Genomic DNA, 25,760 nt, shown 5'->3' on the forward strand with positions numbered 1-25,760 from the left:
TTTCTCTGCGCACTCTGTGGTAAATTCGTAAAATCCGTATCCGTTTTTATTTCACCGCTTTATCCAAACACTCCTGCAATACTTTTGCAAATTGCTTATCGTTTGGCGGAGCGAAGATGGTGTTATGCTCGCCCGGGATATCATGTACGTTGACACCTTTTAAAGCATAAGGGATCCAGCCTAAATTTTTGGAATCATCCATATAGAAAGTTTTCTTTTTAGCACGGAAAAGTTCTATCTTAATATCGACAGGCGTTAGCAAATAATTGCGTTGCGCCATTTCGCTCTTTTCGTGGATATCATCGGTGTAAGCGGCAAAACCTTCTTTCTTCTTTACTTTATTTGGGAATGCCTTTTTATAGATCTTGGTAATTCTGCGGCCAATTTCGCGGCTTTTATACTCAATGGTACGTTTAGGGTCTTCGATGAACAGGATAGGGGTATAGGCCAGCTGTTTTACCAGGAACCAGGCATCTGTTATGGCGCGTTTGAGTGGTGGCGTATGTATCTTAGTTTGGTCGGCATAGGTATCAAACATTGCAAGCATCCTTATGTCTTTACCCATTGCCAGCATCTGTTTGGCCATTTCGTAAGCGATCATTCCCCCTAAAGAGTAACCGGCAACAGCGTAAGGGCCAACCGGGTCGTGGTTGATGATCTCTTCCACGTAGTTGGCAGCAATTTCTTCCATTACGTCCAGGGGCTCATCTATACCATTGATACCCTTTGCCTGTAAGCCGTAAACGGGTTGTTCTTCGTCCAGATTCATGGCCAGCGCGTTAAATAGTAACACGTTTAAACCTGCGCCGTGCACAATATACAAAGGCATTTTGCTGCCCATTGGCTTTATGGGCACTAAAGAATCCCAGGTAATTAACTCGGAATTGATCTCCAGACGTGCTGCTAATTTTTCTATGGTGGAGTACTCAAATAAAGTGGCCAATGGCAGGCGTTTGCCTGTTTTCTCTTCCAGTTTGGCCATTATTTTTACCGCTACTAAGGAACGGCCGCCCAACTGGAAAAAGTTATCTACCATGCTTATCTTATCCAGACCCATCATTTCCTGCCAGATATCGGCCACCAGTTTTTCGTTGCTGGTACGCGGCGCAACAAAAGCTTCGGAGCGGACGATATAGCTATAATCGGGTTTTGGGAGCGCCTTACGATCTATTTTACCATTAGGGGTTGATGGGATAACATCCAGCAGTACAAAATCATCGGGCACCATATATTCCGGCAATACGGCAAGCAGCGCGTTTTGCCAGGCGTCTAATTGCTCAGATGCCGGGTGCCCCGTTTGCCCGTTATCCAGCAATAAATAGGCAACCAAACGAGGGTAACCGGGTGTATCTTCGCGCGCAATAACAACAGCCTCTTTAATGCTATCCAGTTTGCCCAGGTTAAATTCTATTTCGCCGAGTTCGATACGGTAGCCGCGCACTTTCACCTGGTGATCAATCCGGCCAAGGTATACCACCTCGCCATCGGGTTTGAGTTTACCCAGATCGCCGGTTTTGTATATTTTATCACCGGGAATGGTTGAGAAAGGGTTATCAATAAACCTCTCGGCACTCAGATCGGGCCGGTTTAAATACCCCCACGACAGGCCATCCCCACCAATAAGTATCTCGCCGATGCCGCCACCGGTAAGGTTATTCAATTGCTCATCAGCAATGTATATCTGCGTATTGGCAACCGGGTAGCCAATGGTAATATCCTCGGCATCGGTAACATGTTTTATGATAGAATAGATAGTGGTTTCGGTAGGGCCATACATGTTCCAAAGCTCATCGCAACGGGGGATAAGTTTTGCAGCCAGATCCTTGGCCATTGCCTCACCACCGCAAAATACCTTTATAGGTAAGTGCTCCTCCCAGCCAACCTCCAGCATCATGCGCCAGGTGTAAGGTGTTGCCTGTAATATGGTAATCCCATTGTTCCGTACAATATCTAAAAGAGCCCGCCCATCTTTAGCTGTGATGGAATCTGCCAGCACCAGTTCTGCACCATTGCTTAGCGGCAGGTAAATATCTACACCTGCTATATCAAATGAAATAGTGGCAACCGCAAGTGTTTTATCGGCAGAGGTAATGCCCGGCACTTTTTTGTAGCTCAGCATCAGGTTCACCAGGCTATGGTGGGCAATCTGCACTCCTTTGGGCTTACCTGTTGAGCCGGATGTATAAAGTACGTAAGCGAGGTCGGCACCGGTAACGCCTGCATTGGGTTGCTCGGGTAGCAATGCTGCCGAGTCTGCCAGAGCCTGCTCAATTAATACCTCGGTGGTATTTGCCGCATAATGGCCGGCGTATTTTGCAGATGTAATTAAAATTTTGGCACCCGAATCTTCCAGCATAAATTCTATGCGGTCTTTTGGGTATTCAGGATCAAGAGGAACGTAAGCAGCGCCCGATTTTAGGATGGCTAAAAGCGAGATGATCATCTCGGGCGTGCGGTCTAATGCCAAGCCAATAATGTCACCTTTTTTGATCCCTTTTTGAACCAATAATGCGGCTATCCTGTTGGCAGTATTGGCTACCTCGGTATAGGTTAAAGAACGGTCGTGAAAGCTAATGGCAATTTTATCTGGATATGCCTGTGCGCTCTCGTTAAAAAGATCGAACAAAGCCTTCTCTTTTGGGTAATGTACCCCGGTGTTGTTAAGTATTGTTGCTTCCATATATTCAATTAGCTAAGCAGGCGGGATCTTTGCTAAAACCTATTCTTTATCTATTATTTAAAGTGTGTTATCGCACACCTATATACGTATTAGTTGCTCGTTGGATTATGCGGTGTGTGAATAAATTTCTTATTCGCGCCTTTCAATTTAAACAACAAAGCCAGCATCGCGAAAAATATCATGGGTATTTTTAATACCGCTCCTAATAACTTGCTGTTGAAAAACTGCGCCGGTACCGCCACCAATATCCCAATGTAACAAAGCGCGGTTGCTGTGAGCCACATTTGCCACGATGGCCCTACACCCGGCGTTAGAAGCGATATGATGAGCATAAAAGGCATCAGGCCCAGCATCAATATCCTTGGCAGGATGGCGGTTTGGTAGATCTCGTTAAAGTAATCGAAATTACCGCGCGTGAATAGCTCTGTAAAGCCCGTCATTCCGTATGTCTTCAACAGGTTAAACTGGGCCGAAAGCCAGCGGCGGCGTTGTTTTTTAAATACTTCGGGGTTACTTACCTTTTCATCGTATATCAAAGCCGCATCGGCATAAGCCACGTGGATGTTTTGGCGGGTCAGCACAAGCCCCATCTCTTTATCAAAACCGCCTACCGCATCTATCTGGGCCATAGTATCCTTAAATAACCGGTATTCAAGAGCCATGCCAGAACCAATTATGGCCGAACTGAGGTTAAAAACCTGTTGTGCCTTGCGGAAAATGTGGTTATTTACTTCCTCACTTATGGCATCTAATATCGCAACCGGGGTTTCGGTGTTTTTTGCCACGCGATGGCCCTGTATCACCCTTTTGCCGGCGTGCAGGTAATCATTTATATGGCGCAGGTAATCGGGCGCGGCAATGTTATCAATGTCAAATACCACGGCCGCATCAAAATCTTCAAAAGTATTGGCAATTGCTGCATGAAGCGCCTTCGATTTGGTACTGCTTTCAAACACTACCTCAACCACCTGCAAAGGCATTTCCTTCAGCTTAACTATGGTCTGAGGCTGCATCGAATCGGCAATAACGCAGACATGAAATTTATCCTTTGGGTAATCTATGGTAAGGGCCTGGGCTGCCGAATCAAGGATGATCGCATCCTCTTTATATGAGCAAATGTAAATTACAAATTTGCTGTAAGCAGATGCCACAGGTGGCGCTTTTTGAACAATAAGTTTGCCCGCTATTGAAAATATAAACAGGTACAGGCTGTAAATGCCCATGTATATAAATACGAGGGTAAAAATGATAGAGAAGATGAGTTTTATGATGTCCATTTTTAAGCCTGTTTAATCAACTGTAAATTTAGCTAACCGTTTTGCCTTTTTCGGTCAATGCCGCTGATAATAATTCTTTAATATCGGCAATTCTATGCTCCCATGTGTTATTGGCTGCAATACTTATACGTTGTTCTACCTTTTCGGTTGCCTGTGCATCTATTAAAGCGGTATTTAAAGCTGCCGAAAATTGGTCCGCCGTACTGCAATAAGGCATCAGGCCCGCCGTGAAATTCTGCAGGTCGTCGTTAAAATCTGTTGATACCACCGGTTTCCCGGCACCCAAATATTCGAACAGTTTCAGCGGGAATATGTTATTGCTCACATCGTCCTTTTTAAAAGGAATGATACAAACATCAAAGCCTTTTAGCACGGCCGGCATTTGTTCATAGGCAACCGGGCCGGGCAGGTGGAGGTTTGGCGCAGTAAAGTTGCCATCGCGGATATAATCTCCATCTATCGGGCCCACAAAAACAAAACTTTTATCAGGGTTATCGGCAATCACTTTTTTTATCAGCGAATAATCTATCCGGCGTTCAATCGCGCCGAAATAGCCTATAACCGGCTTTTTGATACCCAACAGTATCTCTGCAACCGGCAACGCTGGATCTAATGCCTTTTGGCTGTGCGTAAGATTAGCTGCATTGGCCACAAAGTATGAGTTGCGATTAAGGAACGATTTTTTATTGCGCAGCTCGCGGCTGGTACAGATGATCATATCTACACTTTTTGCCAGGATCTCCTCGTTGTGTACGCCATGTTTAAGTTGGTATTCTTCAATTATCGGGTCTACACAGTGGTAAACGCTTAGGGCAGGTGCTGGTTCGATTATTTTGTGAAGCTGCGGGTACGAAAAATTGTATGAATTGATATAAATATAATCGGTAACGCCCTGCTGCTTAAATACTTTTTTTAAGCGCGCCGCCACCATCCACTCGTTAAACCTTACCGCAAGGCGATAGGCTTTACCTTCGGGCAGCATATTGATAGAGGGTACCGGCGGGCAAATAACGATCCTGAAATTTGGCAGGTCCGACTGGATGAAGCTATTTTTGGAATTGAAAAAATGCGGTTTGCGCACCTGGTAAGCCCTGGTATCCTTAAACTTAAAGTAATCTTTCCAAGTAAAGGGCCTGTCAACAAAGTACACGTAATTATCCTTTGCCAGTAGCCGTGCCATAGTATATATGGTAGACTCGAGTTTTCCATCGAACTGCATCTGCGAAAAGATGACAATGTTTCGCCCGGTTAAGCTCATATATTTTTTGTTTTGGCCTGTTTATGCAGCACGTGCTGTATCATAGCCTTTACTTCTCCAAAACCTACCACCAGCACATCGCGCAAACTGAATTTAAGATGTTTCTTTAATTGTATGTAACCAAATATCAGCCCCGAATAATAGGTAAACAGGGAGGCTATGGCCACCCCGTATAAATTATGAAATATGGCTATCCCAATAAAATCGGCAATAATGTTAACGGTTAGCATCAAGAATACTTTCATCATATTCAGATGCGGTTTGTTTAAAATATCTAAGGTAATGCCAAAAAATCGGTCCATTGGCATAATAATAACATAGCACAGAAAAATACGGAAGATGTTGAACGCTTCGCTCCCCTCATATTTTTCTCCGGATAGAATATGAATAACAACGCCCCCAAGAAAAAAGCCCCCAACGGCTATAGGTATTAACAAAACAGTAAGCAGAGAGCCGTATTTTTTCATGACATGAGCTACGGCCGGTTTATTATCGTGCTGTGCTGCTGTAGAAAGCTCGGGTAGTGCGGTGGCTACAAAGCTTCGCATAGGTATCTCAAAAAATTCCATCAAACGCTGAGGGATGTAATAAATACCTACAAATGCCGGGGGGAACATACCCCTGATGATATAAATATCAGAACTGCGAAGCAGCGTAGAGCCAATGGAGGTTCCAACGCCATATTTGCCAAAGTTTAAAAGTTCTTTGATGGATTGGAGGGATTTATGCCTGATGGCACGTACCTGCGACCAGCCCATAACGATGCAAAGCAAACTTGTGAAAATGTTAGTACCCAGATAGCAGTATAAAACGGTTTCGAAGTTGATGGCCTTGAAAAAGATAATAAGTAACACCAGTATGAGAAAGCCGCCCTGGTTAATAACCTGGATGATGAACATTTTATCGAAACGTTCCTCGGCCTGCAGTATCCAACCGGCTATAGCCGATGGCAGCGTGCAGATATAGATGATGCCAAACCATTTAAGCGTAGCTTCAAGGTCACTGTTGCCGCTTTTTACAAAAAAGTAAATAATAAGATCGATAAATGCCAACCCAAAGGTAAGTATAAAGCCAACCGCCCAGGCAGACCCTGCTACGTTAAGCGCACGTTCCTTAGGCGCACCGGCATAAAACTTCACAAGGGATGTTTGCAGGAAGCCGGTACGAAACATATCAGCGAGCAGAAATGTCTGTAAAAAGAATACGTAATTACCAAAGTCGGTTTTGGTAGGGAAATGCCGCGTTAATTGCGATAGCACTAACAAACCAATAACAGGCATTGCCGCGCTGCTGGCCAAATTGATAGTATGCTTGTTTACGATCTTTTTAAAAAACGACATATAGGCCAATAGGTGTTAAACTTTTTCCCAAGTCCCGGTTTCGAAATTGTACCTTTTTATCACCCTCGCAGGGTTACCAACAGCCACACTATACTCGGGTATATCTTTTGTTACCACGCTGCCTGCTCCAATTACCGCGTGTTTGCCAATGGTAACACCGGCAGTTATTACGCTGTTTGCACCTATCCAAACGTTATCCATTATGGTGATTTGTTTGGTAATTACTTTTTGTACCCGCGGCGGGAGGGTTATATCCTCGTAACCGTGGTTAAGGCCAGACAGTACGATGTTTTGCGCCATCATTACGTAATTGCCCAACGTTACAGGGCCTATAATGATGTTGGAGATACCAACACCTACGTGGTGGCCAATAATAATAGCGCCGACGCCATTATTTAGCGTTGCAAAGTCTTCTACAATGCTGTGGTCGCCAAGGACGAAGTCATTGAAAGGAAATACGTCCATTCGCGCATAGGAGCCTACTATCGAATTCCAACTGCGATCATGGTAAAACGGGTTTACAAACCATCGTACCCAATAGCGCGGCCTGGAATGGCCCGACCTAACGATAAGCCAATGCGCAAATTTTTTTATACGAGGGTGAGATTTTATTACGGCAAGTACCGACATCTATAAAAAATAATTATGCTTTCAATCCTTTAATACTGGTATCGCCCTGCGCTTTCCTTTCTGCAATATCCAATCGCATTGTTACGTTAAGCAACGCACTTGCAAGATAGAACAAAATGTTGGAAGGGTACTGCACCAGCGCCTGTTGCGGGTAATTACCAATATTATAAATAAATATACCCAATACCATTGCCAAACAGTATGTTTTTAATTCGGGGTTCTTGATCAGGAAATAATGGTTGATACCCGTATATAAAATTACAAACATTAAGGTGCAAAACAATAGTAAGCCTACCCAGCCCATTTCAACCGCAACGCGTACGTAACCGCTATCTGGCGGAAACTTGGCAAGCATGGAGTTTGGCGCAAACCTGCGCCCCCAAATACCTACCGAGCCCAAACCGCCGCCAATCGGGTGCGACAGTATATACGGTTTAATCCGTTTCTGGTTTTCGGCCCTTACATTAAAAGAAGCATCGGCCGATGGATTAAAGGCCGATTGAAAACGTTTTATTGTTGCGTTTGAAGTTGGCATGAACACTACAATAACCAACATAAACCCTGCCGCAAGCACAGCGGCAACTATTTTTTTGTTGAACTTAAGTATGGCAAGTAATGCCAACGCCGCGGGCAGCAACACATAGGCGCCCCTGGTGCCGCTGTAAAGCATAGTAAGCAGGTAAAAAGGGATCAAACACCCCAGAATAATTTTTTTGGTTTTACTGATATTGAGCATGAAAAAACAAATGCACATGGTTGCTGCCACAACCATATTGTAGGAAAAGGTAACCGGATCGGGGAAAATTGCCACTTTACGCAAATGCCCGTTGATGAATAAAAAGCTTAAACGCAACGGATCTGAGTAATACCACTTGCGCTCAAACTCCATTAAGCCGAAATTTTCCTGCTGAAAACCCGAAATAGCGGCTAACAAACACAAGCCAAGCCAAATCTTAAACAGAAACCTGATGTATATGATATTATTTATCTGGTACAGGAATACAAAATACATCAGCATAATAAAACCTACGGTGCGTACCGTATACACCCAGGCCAGTATTGATGGAGAAGCGGGGTTTACGGCTTCGAGGAAATTGTAGCCAAGCCAGATAAGTACTAAATAGGTGATGGGGTTTTTAAAATAATCCCAGCTGTTGTCAAATTTCTTCTTAATAAAAAAGCCGAAGATGAGCATATAGGTGATGCCATCCAGCAAAATGCCGGTAGGGGTGTCGTTCGGCAAAAATTCCGAAGCGTAATTTAACATGAACGATACCACCATTAACACCGCTATCCCAAATTGCGGGTAAGCTATAATGCCGTAAACAACAGGTATACCTATTATAACGGCTAACAGCCCGGCAACGCCTATAATGCCCATTTTTGCAACCACTACGCTAATAAATATTGCAACAGGCAGCAGCAGCCATATTATAGTTGTAGTGGTTAAACTGCTTAGTTGCAGTTTTTTGCGTAAATACCCTTTTAGCCCGTTATTTTGTACCTGGTTATCAAGCATGTTCGGCCCGGTTTATGCGAGAATTAATATTTTTACCGCCCAAACAAATACACCTGCAAATACAAATACGATAGCAGCTTTACGTGTTTTTTTTTCGAGCGGGGAAAGCCCTTCGTAAGGGTCGGCTTTGCTTTGGGTGTTCGGAGTTATTTTCATATTAGCAAGGCTTATTATATACAAAGCAATAAAGCTAAACGCGGCCTTTAATTTTCAGGTATGTCGGCTTTGTTTAAGATCCAGCCGGCAAATTTATCGTTAAGGTTGCGCAGGTAGTTCAAATCATTCCTTTGCGATTTTTTTACACCTTTATTGGCTTCAAATACAGCTATTGTTTTATTGGCAAACAATATCCACTCCTTCGACTTATTTAATGTTGAAAGGGCGGGAGTTTCAATAATAATAATATCGTATTTGGTTTTTAGTTCGTTAAAGCGGCTGCGGATAAATTTCTCGTCACTTACCTCAAGCAGGGTTACATCGCCGCCATGGTTGCCCAAAACAGTTGTCGCGCCAGAAAAAGCTTCATAATTGTCAGGGTTGTTCTTAAAATAATCCTCAATATACAAGCGCGGTTGGGCGGTGTTGGTAATGGTTGGGTTGCCAAAATTACCATCTATCAGCAACACCTTTTTGTTTATCATGGCGTAGGAGTAAGCCAGGCTTATGGCCAGTACGGTTTTTCCTTCGTGATGTGCAAGGCTGGTAATAGCCAGCACCTTTTCGCCTTTTAGCTCCTGGTCAACCTCAAACCTTATGGATCGGATAAGCTCTTTAAAGTGCTTCATCTTTTCGCGGTGTTCCACATCCCATAATTTTTTCAGATCGAGCGTACCACCGGTTACTGCATTTAAATAACCCAGCGATGGCAGGTTGGTTTGGTTAACCAGTTCGGCAGGTTGTTTAATGGTGTCATCAAAAAAGTAGAGAACAAATAACGCAATGATACAAAACGCGAAGGCCGCAAAACCGCTCAATATGATCAGCAGCATCTTTTTTGAAGGCTCGGCGGCATCAGGCGTAGCGTAGTCCACCTGCCTCAGTTTTATAGAGAAGGTGGATTTAAGGTTGGTTTCGTTGTACTTATTCAGTACCTCCAAATACTCTTTACTGGCAATATCCAGTTCAAAATTGTAGGTTTTTACGGTAGCGTCGAACGGTACCAAGCGGTTAAACTTGGCGTTAAGCTGGTTTAAAGCAGTACTAATGGCAACAATGCTGTATTTGGCCAGGTCGCGCGATACTTCAAGCGTTAATTTTTGCGTAACCAGTGCATCCTTTCCCGTTAAGGGGTTGGTAATGTACTTATCAGATGTGAGGTTTATCTGCTGCGTTAATTGTTTGGTCAACGAGTCTATCTGCACCTTGTACTGGGGTGCAAAATTGCTGCGTACGTATTTATCAGTAAGCAAGTGCAGTTGCTCCTGTGTGCCCACTACAGCTGTATTGTACTTACTTAAAGAAGCCTCGATGTAACTGCGATCTTTTGGGTCGAATTTATTATTGATATTAGCTAAAGCGCCGTTATATGAAGCCACATCTTTTTGGGCCTGTTGTTTACGGTCGTTATAAACCATCATCTGGTCGAATATACCTTTTGATTGTTCCTCCAGGTTGAGCACGCCGTTTGCTATTTTGTATTGTTGCAGTTGCGCGGTTTTATTATTCAGCGCGTTACGCTTTTCTTCCATCAGCTTTGCCAGGAAGGTAACCGCGTCCGTTTCGTTTTGCTTAATGGTGTTGGTGTAATAGCTGATAAACTCACGGCAAAGCACATTTACAACAAACGCTGATAGCTGCGGGTTAGCCGATTCATAACTCACCGAGATAAAATCACTGTCCTCATCACGTACGATTAGGATGTCTTCACGGAGGCTACGCTCATCGTACTTCATTGACCGCAGGAGTTCGTTCAAGCCATTTTCATCCTTATTGTAGTAATCCATCGGCTCCATACGCTGAAACTTGCCCTTGAAAACTTCAATGGCATGTTTTTTGGCGCCAGCATTCATGCTTAAAAACAGCTTGCTGTATGGCTTAAAGGGAGTATGGTTGGTAAGGTCGTTCAATATTAGCTGGTAGGATACTTGGTTAATGAGCTTTTTCAGCTTCATTATCTCTATCAGGTTACTAAAGCTTTGGGTTATTTGCTGCGCCTGGGCCGCACTGTTGCTTTCTTTATCAAGCAAGTGGCGCGATTCATCAATAATCCCCGTCGCTATTTGCGATTTGGATACATATTTATCCGCCAGATTTTTTACCAGGAAGTAGGAGATGATAATAGTAACCAGCGGAATAATGATCAGCAGGTTTTTATGCTTCCATAAAACTTTCAAAAAACTTACAAACTCCATGTTTTATTTAACCTCTTCTAATTTAACGCCCAAAACCTCCTCAAGGTTGGTTTTCGCGCTCAACATCGCTAATTCTGCCTGTACTTTAAACCCACCCTGTTGATATAGGCTCGTTAAAGCCTCGTTATAGATCTGGAACGTAGTTTCGCCTTTTTGAAAAGAGTATTTTAATTGCTTTACGGCGGTTTCGCCGTCTATAATAGCGCCAGACCGCAGCCTTAGCTCAGCCTGCGCAGCTAAATATTGAAAATATAAACGTTTTACATTGGCTTCAATACTCAGGTTATATTCCTGCTGTTGAAATTCGGCGATTTTAACGCTTTCTTTTGCACCGCGCGATGCGAAGGGCTTGGCTAAAAACTGACCTAAATTTACAGATACACTTAACTGGTAGCCGTTAAAGATAGTTGGTTGTATAAGGTTAATTGAGCTTTTTGGGCTGTATATGTATGATGCAGTAAACGCGTCGAGCCAGGAAACATTGGCCTGATGAAGCGCGCTCTTTGCCAGGTTAACCTGTGCTATGCGCAACTTTATCTCGGGGTAATTCTTTTTTGCTGTAGCAATAAGTCTTTCTAAGTATGGATAAGAGATATCCGGTATCAGCGATTCCTGGGCGCGCAAACTATTTGTAAGCAGAAAGCTAAGTAGTATAAGGCCCAATAGTTTAAACTTGATATTCATAAATTAAACTTTCTCTTTTTGAAATAAAGCAGGAACGGTACCTATAATAATTTTTACGTCCAGCCAAAACGAGTACTTCTGCGCATAAAAGTTGTCTAACTTTTTTCTTTCTCGCTCGCTCATGTCTTCCTTGCCGCGTTTACTTATCTGCCATAAACCGGTTAGCCCGGCGGGGCCCAAAAAACGCATCGACCACTCGTTGGAGGTAAGCATTTCAGCTTCGTAAACCGGTAATGGCCTGTTACCCACTACGGACATATCGCCGCGTAAAATATTGAACAATTGTGGTAATTCATCTAAACTGCTGCTACGTAAAAAGCTGCCCAGTTTGGTAATACGCGGGTCGTTCTTAATTTTAACAAAGGCCGATTTAGTTGAGCCTTCCTCTTCTGCAGCGTACTGGTTGTCGGTTACAGCCATTTGTGCCAATAGCTGATCAGCATCGGTACGCATCGAACGGAATTTATAAAAATCGAATATTTTATAACCCGTACCTACACGTTTGCTCTTATAAAATATAGGGCCTCTAGAATCAAACTTAACAGCGATAGCAACGACCAGCATTACCGGCGAGAGGCAGATAAGCATTATGCTGGAAATAAAAAGATCTAAGAAGCGCTTACCCGGGGGCATCTTATAAGTAGTGTCTACTTCCTTAGAAAGCTCCAGCAGGCGGGGTTTTATCAGTTTAAACCTAACCAAAAAGTTAAGGCGCTCGCGCAGGTCTGATGTGGAGAAAGGGTAAGTATAAAAATCATGAAGCTTTAGCTTCATAGCTGTTTTAACCAGATTTTTATCATTGCGGGTAGATAGCATTACAATGATCAAACCATTCGTCAGAAAGTTACCCTTCAACTTTTGAACCAACTCAAAACACTTTTCTTCCTTATCAACCTCCACTAAAATAATATCGGGGATGGTAAGTATAGATTGATTGCCCAGGTAATCTTCCAGGTCTTTAAGCGTATCGTTAAAGGCGAAGCGGAAGTTATCGCCAAGATCATTAGCAACCAAATCCTTAAGTTCAAGCCCGGCATAAGCGATCCTGACCCCAGAGCCCGAATTTTCGTTCCAATCAGTTGCTGTCTGATGCGTCATAAACTTGTAGGGCTTGGTTAATGGCTGATTTTAAGGTTGTCGGGTTGAAGGGTTTGTGGATGTAAGCCTCCACTTTAAACGGCATGTTAGCTACTTGTTCTTCCAGATCGTGTGCTGCCGATAGCATGATAACAGGTATGTTGCGGTAAAACCCGCTTATTTTTACATTTTTTATAAACGACTGTCCGTCAAAATAAGGCATTTGCAAATCGGAAATTATCAATTTAGGCAGGTTGCCGTCTTCAAGCCAGCTAAAAGCCTCAATACCATTGTTTTTAACAACAATTTCGTAGTCTTTACTCAATATAAAGCTGAGTAATTTTAATATACTCAAATCGTCATCAACAATTAGTAGTGTTTTCTTCATGCCGATATATCGTTGTTTATGCTATAAATATGGTGCTTTTAATTCAAAAAACGCTAAAAAAATTATCTTAATAATGAATTTCAAGTATTAAATTCATTATCAAATATTTATAAACAACCGGCAGCTACAACTGCTAAACTAATGACTTTATTAAAAGTAGAGTAAATTATTCATTACTAAATTTTAAATCAACCGTTAAAGTTCAAAATGTTGACAAATAATACCGATGTTAATTACTTAATGCAATAACTTAGCCAGTATCTATTTTACCGGATTTTATGTCGTTACCGTATACGCAGAAATACTTTATAGGGATTGATTTAGGTACAGGAAGTACAAAAGCAGTTGCCGTGGATGAGGCTGGTAATACGCTTTGTACTGCGCAATATCACTACGCTACACAAAGCCCGAAGCCCGGTTTTAGCGAACAGGAAGCCAATTTGATATGGAACGCTTTTAAAAATTGCATAATTGATATTACCAGCCAGTTTGATAGTGCACCCGTAGCAATAAGCTTTAGCGCTGCCATGCATAGCATTATGCCGGTGAACGAGCAAGGGGAGGCTTTAGCTAACGCCTTGCTTTGGGCCGATTCGCGAAGTGGGGATATTGCCAAAGCGTTGCGCGAATCCCCCGAAGGCGAGCATATTTACCACAATACGGGGACTGCCGTCTACGCTATGTCGCCGTTATGCAAGCTTATTTGGCTGCGGCAAAATGAGCCGGCCTTGTTTAAAAGTGCCCATAAGTTTATCTCCATTAAAGAATATGTTTGGCAAAAGCTATTTGGTGTTTTTGAGGTAGACCACTCCATTGCATCAGCAACGGGTTTGTTTGATGTGTTAAAGTTAAATTGGTACCCGGAATCACTCAGTTTGGCGGGGATAGAAAGTAGCAAACTTTCTGTACCGGTAAATACGGGATATACTCGTTTTATCACCCCCGAAGGAGCATTACTGCCCGGCGTTAGCCCGCAAACCGCGTTTGTAATTGGTGCCAGCGATGGTTGTTGCGCAAATCTTGGGGGTAACGCCATCCGCCCCGGTATAGCAGCACTTACCATCGGCACCAGCGGAGCAGTTAGGGTAGGGAGCAGCCAGCCGGCTTATAACTACCGCGCCATGACGTTTAACTACCGGCTTAACCAACAAACTTTTATCTGCGGAGGCGCGGTGAATAATGGGGGAGCCGCGGCCGACTGGCTTATTAAGGACTTTTTAAAGCTGAGTATCGACGGTGAAGGTTACGCAGCCTTATTCAGCAAAATAGATACCGTTAACGCGGGAAGCGATGGCTTGATATTTTTGCCCTATTTGTATGCCGAACGTGCCCCGGTTTGGGATGCTAAAAGCTCGGGTGCTTTTTTAGGGATCACGTTTAAGCACCAGCAGCAGCATTTTCTACGCGCCGCGCTCGAGGGAATTTGTTTTGCGCTTTACAATGTGCTGAACGCCGTTGAAGAATCATCCCCGGTACCTGTTGAGGAAATTGTGGTAAGTGGCGGATTTATATCATCGCCGGTTTGGGTGCAGATACTGGCTGATATTACCGGCAAACGGTTGGTTTTATTACAAGGGGGTGATTCCTCTGCGATGGGCGCTATTTATTTAGCGATGGAAACTTTGGGTATGAACGTACAGGAAATATTAGACCGTGAAACCGCCAAAAGTATCATTGTGCAACCCGATATGGCGCACTATCAAACCTACAGCCGCATGTTTCCTATCTACAAAAAGCTTTATACAGATTTGAAGGAAAGCATGCACCAGATACATGCGCTTAACTTATAATATCATTACACCGGGTTTGTTAACTACCGGGAGTTTGATAAAATTACCATCTACAATACTCTCGGGCAAAAAGATGAACTTTTTATCGAAGATATCTTTACCGATGTAATAGCTTAACCAATATTCATTGTTCAGCCCAAAGGTGGCCTCATCTATCGGTTCTATCAATTTAAACGATTTTGGAGGTATTACCGGGAATGAGTGCCTTAGTACCGAAGTTTTTACCTGCTCGCCGTTTTTTTCTCCGTATCCTTTAGAGGTGATGAGCACTGTTTCCAGGGGCACGTCTTTCAGGTTGATGAGGTAAACATACCATGTTTTACTTTCCACGCTTTCACCTTCTAAAGCAACCGCGACAGCTATATCTTTTACAACATTAGGGTGGAGGTCTTTGATCATTGTATTAGTTTTGAATTATGGGTAATGAGTTTTGAGTTAACCCCATAACTCAGCACTCATAACTATTTCTTCTTCGCCACCGCTTTCTTTTTCGCCGGTGCTTTCTTAGCAGGTGTGGCGGCCTTTGCCGGGGCCGATTTACCAAAGCGGCCTTTTTTTGCATCTTTCGGCATGGCATCGGCAAGGGCTTTGCATTGTTCGTAAGTTAGCGTAAGCGGGTCTGTTATATCCTTTGGTATTTTAACGTTTAGTTTGCCAAATTCAATATAAGGGCCCCAACGGCCGTTCAAAACTTTTACAGTTTCATCTTCGGGGAAGCTTTTTATCAGGCGTTCGGCATCTTTTTTACGCTTTGCTTCTATTAATTCTATCGCCTGCTCTTCGGTAACATCAAGTGGGTCTATCTCTTTTGGCAGCGATACAAAAGCGCTGTTGTGACTAATGTATGGTCCGAAACGGCCAATAGCCACTTTCATTATTTTGCCTTCGTATTCGCCAACTACCTTGGGTAGTTTGAACAGCTCCAGCGCTTCTTCAAGCGAAATGGTTTCTATGCTTTGGCCGGTACGCAGGCTTGCATATAGCGGTTTTTCCTCGCCTTCTTCAGTCGCGGTTTCGCCAACCTGTACAAAGGGACCGTAACGGCCAATCCGTACCGACATTTTTTTGCCGCTCTCCGGGTGTATACCCAGTTCTCGTTCGCCGGTGGCCTTGTCGGCGGTTTCTATGGTGCTTCGTACGTCTTTATGGAACGGGTCGTAAAAGGTGCGGATCATTTTGGTCCAGTCCTGCAGGCCCTGGGCTATTTCATCGAATTGCTTTTCTACGTTTGCGGTGAAGTTGAAATCAACAATGCCCTGGAAATGCTGAACCAAAAAGTCGTTCACCACGGCACCAATATCGGTAGGGAACAGTTTCCCGCGTTCGGCACCGGTGTTCTCGCTCTTTTCGTCTTTGGTGATGTTTTGATCTTTTAAGGTAAGTACCCTAAAGTTGCGCATGCGCCCTTCGCGTTCCTCCTTAACTACGTATCCGCGATTTTGGATGGTAGAAATGGTAGGGGCGTAGGTAGACGGTCGGCCAATACCCAATTCTTCTAACTTCTTCACCAGAGCCGCCTCGGTATAACGGGCGGGCGGGCGCGAGAAACGCTCGGTGGCGGTCATCTCCTGCAAGTCTAAAAGCTGGCCTTTTGTTAACGGCGGAAGGACCGCGTTCTCGCCATCGGCGGTTTGGTTATCCTCGTCGTCGTCGTTGCTTTCCAAGTATACTTTCAGGAAACCATCGAACTTCATCACCTCTCCGTTGGCAACCAAGTCTTCATTGCGTGTTGATATACTGATCTTTGCAACGGTTTTCTCAAACTGCGCTTCACTCATTTGCGAGGCGATTGCGCGTTTCCAGATCAGTTCGTACAAGCGTTTCTCGTTCGATTCGCCGTTGATGGTATGATTATTAAAATACGTAGGGCGGATGGCTTCGTGAGCTTCCTGCGCGCTTGCGTTTTTGGTTTTGTACTTGCGGCTCTGGTGATATTTATCGCCCCATGCAGATATGATCTCGCTCGCCGCGGCTGCTATGGCGGTGTCCGAAAGGTTTACCGAATCGGTACGCATATAGGTGATATAACCGGCTTCGTAAAGGCGTTGTGCCACCTGCATGGTACGTGCAACCGAATAGCCCAGTTTGCGGCTGGCCTCCTGTTGCAGGGTAGAGGTAGTGAAAGGCGCGGCAGGTGAACGTTTTGCCGGCTTGGTTTCGAGTGATTTTATCTCGAAGATAGCTTTTACACAATCTTGTAAAAACTTCTCGGCATCGTCCTGTTTGCTAAAACGCTCAGCAAGCTCGGCCTTAAAGGCATTTTTACCTTTGCCAAATATGGCTACTATCTTAAAAGCGGCTTCTGATTTGAATTTATTTACTTCACGTTCTCTATCTACAATTAAACGTACGGCAACAGATTGCACACGACCTGCAGAAAGGGATGGTTTTACCTTTTTCCAAAGTACAGGAGAAAGTTCGAAACCCACCAGCCTGTCTAAAACACGGCGGGCCTGCTGGGCATTCACCAAATTGTAATCTATTTTACGCGGATTTTCTATTGCGCGCAAAATAGCCGGTTTGGTTATCTCGTGAAACACGATGCGTTTTGTATTTGCTTCCTTAAGGTTTAAGGTATCAAATAAGTGCCAGGAAATAGCTTCTCCCTCACGGTCCTCATCGGACGCGAGCCACACCATGTCTGCTTCTTTAGCTAATTTCTTTAATTCACTCACTATATGCTTCTTATCGGCAGGTACTTCGTATTTTTGTTCGAAGTTATTGTTGATATCGATGGCATCTTCAGACTTCACAAGGTCGCGGATATGGCCGTAACTTGATTTTACGGTAAAGTCCTTTCCAAGATATCCTTCGATGGTTTTGGCTTTCGCCGGTGATTCAACTATGAGTAAATTTTTAGCCATTTAATAGGGTTGTTTTTGCAAAGAAAACATAAAATGCGATAGAAACGCAAATATTTATGCGGTTGAAAGGTTTTAAGCTTGTAAAGGTGTAAGGTTTCGGCGCGTATTATTGCCCAACTTGTCATCCTGAGCGATAGCGATGGATCTATTCGCGAATATGCTTATCGGCTATGCTTGTCGGCGATTAGATGCTTCGTTCCTCAGCATGACAAAAGAGAGTTTATATCAAAAACCCACCGCCCAGCAAATCGTTGCCTTCGTAAAATACGGCTGACTGGCCGGGAGCAATGCCCGATACCATGTGGTCGAAAGATACCTTCATGTGATCTCCAATTTGCACTATTTTGCTTTCGGTACCGGCATCTTTATAGCGGATCTTGGTCACCGCTTCGATAGGATCGGGGATGGTTTCGTATTTAACGAGGTTAAGGTTACGTACCCATGCTTCTTTCTTTTCCAGTTCTTCGGGCGTGCCTAAAACTACGGTATTTGTATCCGGATTTATTTTGGTGACAAACATCGGTTTACCTAAAGCAATGCCAAGGCCTTTACGCTGGCCAATCGTATAAAAGGGATAACCCTGGTGTTTGCCTACAATGGTGCCGTCTGTCAGCGCAAAATTACCCGGGCCAACACGTTCATCAAGGTCTTCAACTTTATGCCTTAAAAATGAGCGGTAGTCGTTATCAGGCACAAAACAAATCTCGTAGCTTTCGCTTTTGCCAGCAAGTTCCAGTTGGCCCATATCAACGGCCATCTGGCGGATCTCGGGTTTTGAGAAACTGCCCAAAGGGAATTTGGTGCGCGCCAGATTGCGTTGGGATACTCCCCAAAGCACATAAGATTGGTCTTTATTTTCGTCTTTACCTTTTGATATTACATAACGCCCGCTATCCTGCTGGCGTATATTGGCGTAGTGTCCGGTCGCTATAAATTCGCAATCCAGCTTATCAGCGCGTTTTAACAGCGCTTCCCATTTAATGTGGGTGTTGCACAGCACGCATGGGTTAGGGGTGCGGCCCGCAAGATATTCGTCAACAAAGTTGTCGATCACAAAATCGCCGAACTCATTGCGGATGTCCAGTATATAATGCGGAAAACCATAACCAACGGCCAGGGCGCGCGCATCGTTTATGCTATCCAGGCTGCAGCAGCCGGTTTCTTTTGAACTACCGCCGGAAGAGGCATAATCCCATGTTTTCATGGTAAGGCCTATCACTTCGTAGCCCTGCTCGTGCAGCATTACTGCCGCTACCGAACTATCGACCCCGCCGCTCATGGCCACTAATATTCTTCCGTGCTTGCTCATATTGAGCGCAAAGATAAGGGTTTATGAGGGATATTGCTACGGGCTTGGGTCAGGGGAGGGTAAAATGGTGAGTGGATGTTGAAGTTGTGAGTATTGAGTTGTGGATGGAAGTGTATGAGTGGTCGCTGTGCTGTCTACACGGTCACCGGTTCGTTTTTGCGGTGCCTTACTATGCGTTCACGGTGTTGTTCGCCCCATTCCTTCAGCGCTTCTATAATGGGGTTTACCGATGCGCTGTAGGGGGTTATCTCATAAATTACGGTTACTGGCACGGTGTTAAATACCTTGCGTACCACAAACTCGTTCAACTCCAGTTCGCGCAGTTCCTTGGAAAGCACCTTTGGGGTAATATCTACCAGTTCCTTCTGGAGTTCGTTAAACCGGCGAGGACCCTCGCGCAGCGCGATGATCAGCGGCAGTTTCCATTTTCCGCTTAATACATACAACGCATCCTTAACCGAACCCATGGCCGATCTGCAAGTTTCTGAGCCGTATTTTTTCTCTTCTGCCATGGTGCAAATATCGTAACTATCCCAAAGGATACCGCTATCCTTTGGGATAGTAGTATCTTTTTCATAGCTAATGTACATAGGTTTGCCTCATAAAAAAACATAAGCAAATGAAAATATTACATCTCATCTCCAGCCCGCGCGGCGCCGAATCGGTTAGCCTTAAACTGGGCAACGCTATTATAGAAAAACTGCAGGCCGCTAACCCGGGCAGTACCGTAATAACGCATAACCTGGCCAGTACGCCCTTCCCGCACCTCGAAGAAGTACATATTACCTCGTTCTTTACGCCGGCAGAAAAACAATCGCCCGAACTGGCCGGCGCTATAAAACATTCGGATGAGGCCATTGCCGAACTGATGAGTGCCGACGCGATAGTGATAGACGCGCCGGTGTATAATTTCCAGATCCCATCAACCTTAAAGGCATGGATAGACCATATTTGCCGCGCCAACAAAACCTTTAGTTATTCTGAGAACGGGCCTGTTGGGTTGGTGAAAGGTAAAAAAGTGTATGTGTCTATATCCTCAGGCGGTATCTATTCTGAAGGGCCAATGAAGGCTTATGATTTTATTGAACCTTACCTGAGAGGTGTTTTAGGCTTTTTGGGCATGACCGACCTAACCGTTTACCGCGCAGAAGGCCTTAAAATGCCCGGCATAGGAGAGCATGCATTGGAAAAAGCGATAGATAGTATAGCAGTTTAAAAGCGATAGATATCGCCCGGCTATTGACTCACCCCGGGTACGCTACGCTGCCCAACCCATTCTCCCTTCGGTAAAGAGGGTGAGAAATATCCCCTCTTTGCTCAGCAGAGGGGGGACGGGGGTGAGTACGCCGCCAATTTAATACCCGCTTATTCGTACTTATCAAATATCGGCGAATCGGCTGGCGTCCACAGGCAGGCTTTTTGCCCGCATGCTTTCAGGGCGTTATTGGCCCAGGTGTTGCAGGTGTAGAAAAGGTTATACTTACGGTGAGCCTCGTAAAAAGCATCATCAGTATCGTAGTTGGCGTTTGTTTTTATGTTCATTAAGTGGCCAGCGGCGTCGGTTTTAAAGCTTTGGGTGATGTACACTATCAACCGCGTGTATTGCGCTTGGCTGATGGTCAGCTTTTTGCAGGACGGGCTTTCCTTTAACTCCTTGTGGTATGTGGCATGTATGGCGGACGAACTTAGCGCGAAGGCCGCTTTAAATGCGACGCTGAATTTCAGTTCCGCCCAGGTGGGTGTGTTCAGGTAAAAACCTTTATCGCTCCAGCCCATACCTACAAAATTGGCGGTGGTGTCTTTGCCAACAGTGTTTTCAAATTTGAGCTCTTTGCTCCAATTCATTTGCTCGTTTTTAACGGGCACCACAATGTCGGTATGCACGCCGTTGGTTAAAATGTAAATGGTAACATCCTGGCTGGTGCCAGGCTCTGCGGGGACGGTGATCTTGGAGAGGCTCCAGGCCGCGAACAGGTACAGCGCTACAAACGCGATAAGGCCTAACACTACGCGAAGGGTTATTTTCAGGAACTTTTTCATGGATCGATCAGGTTTGGTTTTTACTTAATAGGGGGAACGGCTAAAGGTAACCCTTGAGTTGATAAAATTGGCTATTCCTTCTGCGTATTTATTTTTGAGATCTATCAAAAAATACTAATTTCATCCAACCAGTTTGTAATATGACACCTAATCCCAACACCATCACTTTACATATCACCCTCCAAAAGCCTCCGGGAAACCTAACCTACTCCTTGCAAAAAGGATCGGGTTCGCGTTATGAACCCGTACAGGTTCAGCCATCTGCGGGGAACGATCTTTATTTTAATTTGACGATAGAAATTAAGGGCGATCCTCAAACCCAGGAACTGCCCGATTTCCGTGGACCGTTTGTGCAGGGGCCGGTTGGTGGCCGGTTTATTTACCTCGATATTGGGTCGTACGCCGGGGGCGGCGGCTGGAGCGGCCGGCTTAAAATTCCGCTAACAGGAATTACCTGGAATCAACTGACAACCACAGCAGAATTGGAAACCACCGTGCCCGGCACCGGGAAAAATGGTATGCCGGCTTGTGCTACTGTAAAGCCGTTTGGTGGCTGGACTGTGAAAACTCAACGAAGTTAGGCTGTACGACCCCGAGAAACTAAAAACAGCCGCCAAAACAAGCGAACCCGGCGTGCTGTACAAAAAATTCATCTGCACACCCTGGGTACAAAACCTGCATTGGGTAGCCTATAAAGGCGTTTTGATCCTGATCCAGAATAAGGTGGAGGGCCACCAGTGGCGGTTTACTTACATCGATCTGAATAAGTCAATTGAAACCGGTAAACAGGTAGTATGAAGGTATCAGACGAGATTGGCAGGCCCGACGAACTGGAAGGATTTGTATTTATCGGGAATAACCCAAAAAGGACAGCGGTAACATCCTCCCGTAAAACAACTTGAACTTTGTGCGTACGGGCTGGTAAGCAGCATTAACAATATTGGAATAGGAGGCCGGCTATATGCAGGCCTTTTGTGTTTATGTTAATACAAACTTAATATTTAAGTAGCCTTTGCTTAAGATAGGTGATTTAGTTTTGCTGCAACATTTACAGCGTAACTCGTGGCTTCTTGTAATTCTGCTAACAGAAGCTAAATTAATTTAGTAAAAATAAAATTCGCCCATTACTTAAGCAATTGCCTATGTAACATTTTGCCTTCCCCCAAAATTAACAACCGGTGAATGCGCTAACATTCACCCGGTTGATGTCAACTCCTTAAATAACAAAAGCGCTCGCATGCTTTTCTGTCATTTTTAAACAATTAACTTTTAAAACTATGAAAAAAAAGATTACCCATGATCTTTTTAAGCGGTTTAATCATAAACTATTTTTCGCATTTTTTTCGCTTTTGCTGGTTGTAGCCAGCTTTACCGCTAACGCAGCTACGCAGGTATCAGGTACCGTTACCGACGAAAATAACCAACCCTTACCGGGCGTAACCGTTCGAATAAAAAACACCACGCAGGGCGTAACTACCGATGTTAATGGTAAATACGCCATATCAGCCGACCAGGGCGCTATCCTAACCTACTCATTCATAGGGTACGTTACCCGCGAAATAGCGGTAGGCAGTACTGCCGTTATCAATGTGAAATTGGTGCCGCAAGCCAATATGCTGCAGGAAGTGGTGGCTATAGGTTACCAAACTATCCGTAAAAGCGACATCACTGGCTCCATATCCAGCGTTAAAGCAAGCGACCTGAATTTATCCGCGCCAACCTTAGGGCAGGCATTAGCGGGTAAAGTTGCCGGTGTGCAGGTATCGCAAACCAGCGGTGCACCTTATGCAAGCACCAAAATAAGGGTGAGAGGAGTAGGCTCCTTCAGCGCCAGCTCCGACCCATTATACGTAATAGATGGCTACCCGGCGGGTAACGATATTTTCATTAACCCTGAAGACGTAGAAAGTATAGACGTGCTGAAAGACGCGGCATCTGCTGCTATTTACGGCTCACGTGCATCGGGCGGTGTGGTATTGATCACCACCAAAAAAGGCAAGGAGGGTAAAGGCAAGTTTGAATACGATGTGCAAACAGGCATAAACCAGTTAGGCAAGAAAGTTAAACTGCTGAACTCCGACCAGGCTGCCCAGTTACTGATTGACGGACGCAACAATAGCTATAAAGATCTTTGGATAAACGCCGGAAAAACCTGGAACGACGCTATGTTTTCTGATGCAAACGCAACCCGTATAGCCAACGTAGGCAATGCAGGAAGTGTAAGTATCCCGACTGACCTGTATAACTTCGGCACACAATCGCTTATTCATCAAACTGTAAACACCGATTGGCAGGACGAATTGTACCAAAACGCTTTCTTTCAAAAGCATAGCCTTTCTTTTTCGGGCGCTTCAAACGGGATCCGTTATTATGTAAGCGGCGGCTACCAAAAGCAGGACGGTATCATCCGATCTACCGGGCAGGACCGTATTAACTTCCGTACCAATATTGATGGTGATGTAAGCAAAAAACTGCACGTAGGTGCCAACATCGCTTATACCCAAAATACAAACAGGGAGGCGCAGGAAGGCCGTTTTGATCACGGAGCGGTTTTAGGTGCTTTAATTTATATGCCATATTTGCCTGCGTACAATGCCGATGGCTCGCTGGCAACCAATGCCGAAGCGTCGCAGTCTGCTGCCTACGGTTACCAGGGTATAGAAAATCCTGTTGCACTGGCCACCCGTACCAAAATTACCCGCAAAGGTTACCGCAGTACCTACAACGCCAATGCTACCTACACTATATTGCCGGGCTTTAGCGCCAAGGTTAACCTGGGTACGCAAACCTATAACGAAAAGTATGATTATTACCTGCCAACCAGTTTAAGTAGCGGCGCGTTCCCTCCGGGTTCTACGCAGTCTATAGCGGCAGCAACAGCTACGGCACAAACTATTACCCAGCTGGATCGCCTTGCCGAGTTTACTTTAAACTACAATAAGCAATTTGGTAAACACCACTTTGATGCATTAGCCGGCTACACCGCGCAAAAAACTACCAGCGACCTGATCAGCGTTAGCGCGAAAGGTTTCCAGAACGACAATATCCCTGAGATAACCGGTAAGGGGGCGGATGCCGCATTTTTTACCCTTAACCCGGCTACAGGCAAATCGGCCTATACCTTGTTATCTTACCTTGGCCGTGTTAACTATAACTACGCCGGTAAATACTTCCTTACAGGGTCGTTCCGTGCAGATGGTTCATCACGTTTTGGCCCGCTAAATAAATATGGTTACTTCCCGTCGGTAGCCGCTGGATGGACGTTGTCGGAAGAGCCGTTCTACCACAACCTGCTTGGCGAGCAATCGACAGTTAAACTTCGCGCAAGCTGGGGCCTAACCGGTAACTACAACATTCCCAACTATGGTGTTCAGCAAACGCTGGCAAACCCTACAGGCGTGGTTTTTGGTAATAATACCATCACAACCGCTACTTATGCAGGTGGTATAAAAGATCAGAAACTAAGCTGGGAGTCAACGTCGCAGTATAACGGCGGTATTGATATCGGCTTGTTCGGCGGTCGGTTATCCATCATTGCCAATTATTATTTAAGCTACTCGTACAACCTGTTGTACAACCAGCCTATCTCGGCTATATCTGGCAGCACAACGATATTAACCAACCTGCGCGATTCTAAGATCCGCAACACCGGTTTCGACCTGCAATTAGACGGAAAGATCATTCAGTCTAAAGATTTTACCTTTAACATGAGCGGCAATATATCACTCAACCTCAACAAGGTGGTTAAACTGCCGGGCAACAACACCATTATTATTAACGGCGCCGAGCGATCGTACCTAACCAACATTACTACCCAGGGCCAGCCGGTGGGTATGTTCTACGGCTTTAAAGTAGGTGGTTTGGTTACGCCGGAAAATATTGCCAAAGTTGCGGCATCAGCAGCATCAACCAACTCACCTAAACTGGGCGACCTGTACTTTGTAGATACCAATAACGATGGCAAGGTAAACGACGCGGATAAAACCGTAATTGGTTCGCCTTACGCTAAATTCACCTACGGTTTTGCGTTCAATACCTCGTATAAAAGTTTTGATGCCAGTGCATCCTTCAACGGATCGTACGGAAACAAAATTTTAGACGGGCAGGATTACTACCTGTACAACATGGAAGGATCGGGTAACCAATACGCCGATGTTGCCGACCGTTACCGTAACGAAGCCAACCCGGGGAATGGTATGGTTTACCGTGCATCGCGCGGCGGTACCCAAAGTAACAGCACACGTTTATCAACTTTTTACCTGCAAAGCGGCTCGTACCTGCGCTGTACCAATCTTACTTTAGGTTACAGCCTGCCAAAAACCTTACAAAACATAGGCATTAGCAAGGCACGCGTTTTCGCCAGCGTGGTAAACGCTTTCACCATCACCAAATACAAAGGCTACAACCCCGATGTAGATTATAACTACTCGGGCAGCGCATCAAATAATACTCAGCCGGCCAACCTGGCACCGGGTATTGATTATGGTGCTTACCCGCTGGTAAGGTCGTTCAATTTAGGTGTAAATGTTACTTTTTAAGGATTATAATAAAAG

Annotated in this window: 21 protein-coding genes; 5 read left to right on the forward strand and 16 right to left on the reverse strand. The window is 44.8% G+C overall.

The window, feature by feature from the left end; genetic code table 11:
- Nucleotides 1-46 precede the first annotated feature (46 nt).
- The 11 genes from EPL05_RS14915 to EPL05_RS14960 all read right to left on the reverse strand — a co-directional run bounded on the left by EPL05_RS14915 (nt 47) and on the right by EPL05_RS14960 (nt 13,204).
- On the reverse strand, nt 47-2,680 hold the full coding sequence (locus EPL05_RS14915) for a non-ribosomal peptide synthetase (RefSeq protein ID WP_128534781.1): 2,634 nt from the start codon (nt 2,678-2,680) through the stop codon (nt 47-49).
- Between the two features lie 89 nt (nt 2,681-2,769).
- Nucleotides 2,770-3,957, reverse strand: coding sequence for a glycosyltransferase (locus tag EPL05_RS14920; protein WP_128534782.1), 1,188 nt, complete (start codon nt 3,955-3,957; stop codon nt 2,770-2,772).
- A 28-nt stretch (nt 3,958-3,985) separates the two neighbouring features.
- Nucleotides 3,986-5,215 (reverse strand): glycosyltransferase, encoded by a 1,230-nt coding sequence (locus EPL05_RS14925; protein ID WP_128534783.1) that lies wholly within the window; start codon nt 5,213-5,215, stop codon nt 3,986-3,988.
- Complete coding sequence (locus EPL05_RS14930) at nt 5,212-6,555, reverse strand: oligosaccharide flippase family protein (RefSeq protein WP_128534784.1); 1,344 nt, start codon at nt 6,553-6,555, stop codon at nt 5,212-5,214. Before EPL05_RS14930 ends, EPL05_RS14925 begins: the two co-directional genes overlap by 4 nt.
- 15 nt (nt 6,556-6,570) lie before the next feature.
- A complete protein-coding gene (locus EPL05_RS24545) occupies nt 6,571-7,020 on the reverse strand; it encodes an acyltransferase (protein WP_317127892.1) in 450 nt (149 codons plus the stop codon).
- Between the two features lie 178 nt (nt 7,021-7,198).
- Nucleotides 7,199-8,704, reverse strand: coding sequence for an O-antigen ligase family protein (locus EPL05_RS14940; protein WP_128534786.1), 1,506 nt, complete (start codon nt 8,702-8,704; stop codon nt 7,199-7,201).
- A gap of 12 nt (nt 8,705-8,716) precedes the next feature.
- Nucleotides 8,717-8,860: a hypothetical protein gene (locus EPL05_RS24020; RefSeq protein WP_166727723.1), complete on the reverse strand. Its 144-nt coding sequence runs from the start codon at nt 8,858-8,860 to the stop codon at nt 8,717-8,719.
- 47 nt (nt 8,861-8,907) lie between these two features.
- Complete coding sequence (locus tag EPL05_RS14945; protein ID WP_128534787.1) at nt 8,908-11,055, reverse strand: exopolysaccharide transport family protein; 2,148 nt, start codon at nt 11,053-11,055, stop codon at nt 8,908-8,910.
- 3 nt (nt 11,056-11,058) lie between these two features.
- Nucleotides 11,059-11,739, reverse strand: coding sequence for a TolC family protein (locus tag EPL05_RS14950; protein ID WP_128534788.1), 681 nt, complete (start codon nt 11,737-11,739; stop codon nt 11,059-11,061).
- A 3-nt stretch (nt 11,740-11,742) separates the two neighbouring features.
- A complete protein-coding gene (locus tag EPL05_RS14955; RefSeq protein WP_128534789.1) occupies nt 11,743-12,837 on the reverse strand; it encodes a sugar transferase in 1,095 nt (364 codons plus the stop codon).
- Nucleotides 12,815-13,204, reverse strand: a complete 390-nt coding sequence (locus tag EPL05_RS14960; protein ID WP_128534790.1) for a response regulator — start codon at nt 13,202-13,204, stop codon at nt 12,815-12,817. The genes EPL05_RS14955 and EPL05_RS14960 overlap by 23 nt, the downstream gene beginning before the upstream one ends.
- Nucleotides 13,205-13,482: 278 nt before the next feature.
- Here EPL05_RS14960 and EPL05_RS14965 point away from each other — a divergent pair, with 278 nt between their 5' ends.
- The gene (locus EPL05_RS14965; RefSeq protein ID WP_128534791.1) at nt 13,483-14,994 is read left to right on the forward strand and encodes a gluconokinase; all 1,512 of its coding nucleotides are present in this window, start codon (nt 13,483-13,485) and stop codon (nt 14,992-14,994) included.
- Here EPL05_RS14965 and EPL05_RS14970 read toward each other — a convergent pair.
- The 4 genes from EPL05_RS14970 to EPL05_RS14985 all read right to left on the reverse strand — a co-directional run bounded on the left by EPL05_RS14970 (nt 14,989) and on the right by EPL05_RS14985 (nt 19,757).
- Nucleotides 14,989-15,393 (reverse strand): hypothetical protein, encoded by a 405-nt coding sequence (locus EPL05_RS14970; protein WP_128534792.1) that lies wholly within the window; start codon nt 15,391-15,393, stop codon nt 14,989-14,991. The genes EPL05_RS14965 and EPL05_RS14970 overlap by 6 nt on opposite strands.
- 62 nt (nt 15,394-15,455) lie before the next feature.
- Entirely contained in the window at nt 15,456-17,858 is a 2,403-nt protein-coding gene (gene topA / locus EPL05_RS14975) for a type I DNA topoisomerase (protein ID WP_128534793.1), read from the reverse strand.
- A 220-nt stretch (nt 17,859-18,078) separates the two neighbouring features.
- The gene (gene mnmA, locus EPL05_RS14980) at nt 18,079-19,167 is read right to left on the reverse strand and encodes a tRNA 2-thiouridine(34) synthase MnmA (protein WP_128534794.1); all 1,089 of its coding nucleotides are present in this window, start codon (nt 19,165-19,167) and stop codon (nt 18,079-18,081) included.
- Nucleotides 19,168-19,301: 134 nt separating this feature from the next.
- The gene (locus EPL05_RS14985; RefSeq protein WP_243837301.1) at nt 19,302-19,757 is read right to left on the reverse strand and encodes a winged helix-turn-helix transcriptional regulator; all 456 of its coding nucleotides are present in this window, start codon (nt 19,755-19,757) and stop codon (nt 19,302-19,304) included.
- Between the two features lie 29 nt (nt 19,758-19,786).
- Between EPL05_RS14985 and EPL05_RS14990 the strand changes: the two genes are divergently transcribed.
- Entirely contained in the window at nt 19,787-20,383 is a 597-nt protein-coding gene (locus EPL05_RS14990) for an FMN-dependent NADH-azoreductase (RefSeq protein ID WP_128534795.1), read from the forward strand.
- A 149-nt stretch (nt 20,384-20,532) separates the two neighbouring features.
- Here the strand turns inward: EPL05_RS14990 and EPL05_RS14995 are convergent, their stop codons facing one another.
- On the reverse strand, nt 20,533-21,207 hold the full coding sequence (locus tag EPL05_RS14995) for a TIGR02117 family protein (RefSeq protein WP_128534796.1): 675 nt from the start codon (nt 21,205-21,207) through the stop codon (nt 20,533-20,535).
- Between the two features lie 140 nt (nt 21,208-21,347).
- Here EPL05_RS14995 and EPL05_RS15000 point away from each other — a divergent pair, with 140 nt between their 5' ends.
- The 3 genes from EPL05_RS15000 (at nt 21,348) to EPL05_RS15010 (ending at nt 25,745) form a co-directional block, all read left to right on the forward strand.
- Nucleotides 21,348-21,788 carry a DUF5990 family protein gene (locus tag EPL05_RS15000; protein WP_128534797.1) on the forward strand — a complete coding sequence of 147 codons (441 nt, stop codon included), beginning with the start codon at nt 21,348-21,350 and terminating at the stop codon, nt 21,786-21,788.
- Nucleotides 21,789-21,840: 52 nt separating this feature from the next.
- Nucleotides 21,841-22,005 (forward strand): hypothetical protein, encoded by a 165-nt coding sequence (locus EPL05_RS24220; protein ID WP_208394761.1) that lies wholly within the window; start codon nt 21,841-21,843, stop codon nt 22,003-22,005.
- Between the two features lie 479 nt (nt 22,006-22,484).
- Entirely contained in the window at nt 22,485-25,745 is a 3,261-nt protein-coding gene (locus EPL05_RS15010; RefSeq protein ID WP_128534798.1) for a SusC/RagA family TonB-linked outer membrane protein, read from the forward strand.
- Nucleotides 25,746-25,760 lie beyond the last annotated feature (15 nt).

Origin of the sequence: Mucilaginibacter gilvus (genome assembly GCF_004054195.1) — a bacterium.
Classification (GTDB): domain Bacteria; phylum Bacteroidota; class Bacteroidia; order Sphingobacteriales; family Sphingobacteriaceae; genus Mucilaginibacter; species Mucilaginibacter gilvus.

What these genes read in the sequence shown, in the direction of transcription:
- EPL05_RS14930 (WP_128534784.1), bottom strand. Translation starts at nt 6,555, where the DNA reads ATGTCGTTTTTTAAAAAGATCGTAAACAAGCATACTATCAATTTGGCC.
- EPL05_RS14940 (WP_128534786.1), bottom strand. Translation starts at nt 8,704, where the DNA reads ATGCTTGATAACCAGGTACAAAATAACGGGCTAAAAGGGTATTTACGC.
- EPL05_RS14925 (WP_128534783.1), bottom strand. Translation starts at nt 5,215, where the DNA reads ATGAGCTTAACCGGGCGAAACATTGTCATCTTTTCGCAGATGCAGTTC.
- EPL05_RS14945 (WP_128534787.1), bottom strand. Translation starts at nt 11,055, where the DNA reads ATGGAGTTTGTAAGTTTTTTGAAAGTTTTATGGAAGCATAAAAACCTG.
- EPL05_RS14985 (WP_243837301.1), bottom strand. Translation starts at nt 19,757, where the DNA reads ATGTACATTAGCTATGAAAAAGATACTACTATCCCAAAGGATAGCGGT.
- EPL05_RS15000 (WP_128534797.1), top strand. Translation starts at nt 21,348, where the DNA reads ATGACACCTAATCCCAACACCATCACTTTACATATCACCCTCCAAAAG.
- EPL05_RS14950 (WP_128534788.1), bottom strand. Translation starts at nt 11,739, where the DNA reads ATGAATATCAAGTTTAAACTATTGGGCCTTATACTACTTAGCTTTCTG.
- EPL05_RS24545 (WP_317127892.1), bottom strand. Translation starts at nt 7,020, where the DNA reads ATGGACGTATTTCCTTTCAATGACTTCGTCCTTGGCGACCACAGCATT.
- mnmA (WP_128534794.1), bottom strand. Translation starts at nt 19,167, where the DNA reads ATGAGCAAGCACGGAAGAATATTAGTGGCCATGAGCGGCGGGGTCGAT.
- EPL05_RS15010 (WP_128534798.1), top strand. Translation starts at nt 22,485, where the DNA reads ATGAAAAAAAAGATTACCCATGATCTTTTTAAGCGGTTTAATCATAAA.
- EPL05_RS14920 (WP_128534782.1), bottom strand. Translation starts at nt 3,957, where the DNA reads ATGGACATCATAAAACTCATCTTCTCTATCATTTTTACCCTCGTATTT.
- EPL05_RS14955 (WP_128534789.1), bottom strand. Translation starts at nt 12,837, where the DNA reads ATGACGCATCAGACAGCAACTGATTGGAACGAAAATTCGGGCTCTGGG.
- EPL05_RS14915 (WP_128534781.1), bottom strand. Translation starts at nt 2,680, where the DNA reads ATGGAAGCAACAATACTTAACAACACCGGGGTACATTACCCAAAAGAG.
- topA (WP_128534793.1), bottom strand. Translation starts at nt 17,858, where the DNA reads ATGGCTAAAAATTTACTCATAGTTGAATCACCGGCGAAAGCCAAAACC.
- EPL05_RS24020 (WP_166727723.1), bottom strand. Translation starts at nt 8,860, where the DNA reads ATGAAAATAACTCCGAACACCCAAAGCAAAGCCGACCCTTACGAAGGG.
- EPL05_RS14995 (WP_128534796.1), bottom strand. Translation starts at nt 21,207, where the DNA reads ATGAAAAAGTTCCTGAAAATAACCCTTCGCGTAGTGTTAGGCCTTATC.
- EPL05_RS14965 (WP_128534791.1), top strand. Translation starts at nt 13,483, where the DNA reads ATGTCGTTACCGTATACGCAGAAATACTTTATAGGGATTGATTTAGGT.
- EPL05_RS14990 (WP_128534795.1), top strand. Translation starts at nt 19,787, where the DNA reads ATGAAAATATTACATCTCATCTCCAGCCCGCGCGGCGCCGAATCGGTT.
- EPL05_RS14960 (WP_128534790.1), bottom strand. Translation starts at nt 13,204, where the DNA reads ATGAAGAAAACACTACTAATTGTTGATGACGATTTGAGTATATTAAAA.
- EPL05_RS14970 (WP_128534792.1), bottom strand. Translation starts at nt 15,393, where the DNA reads ATGATCAAAGACCTCCACCCTAATGTTGTAAAAGATATAGCTGTCGCG.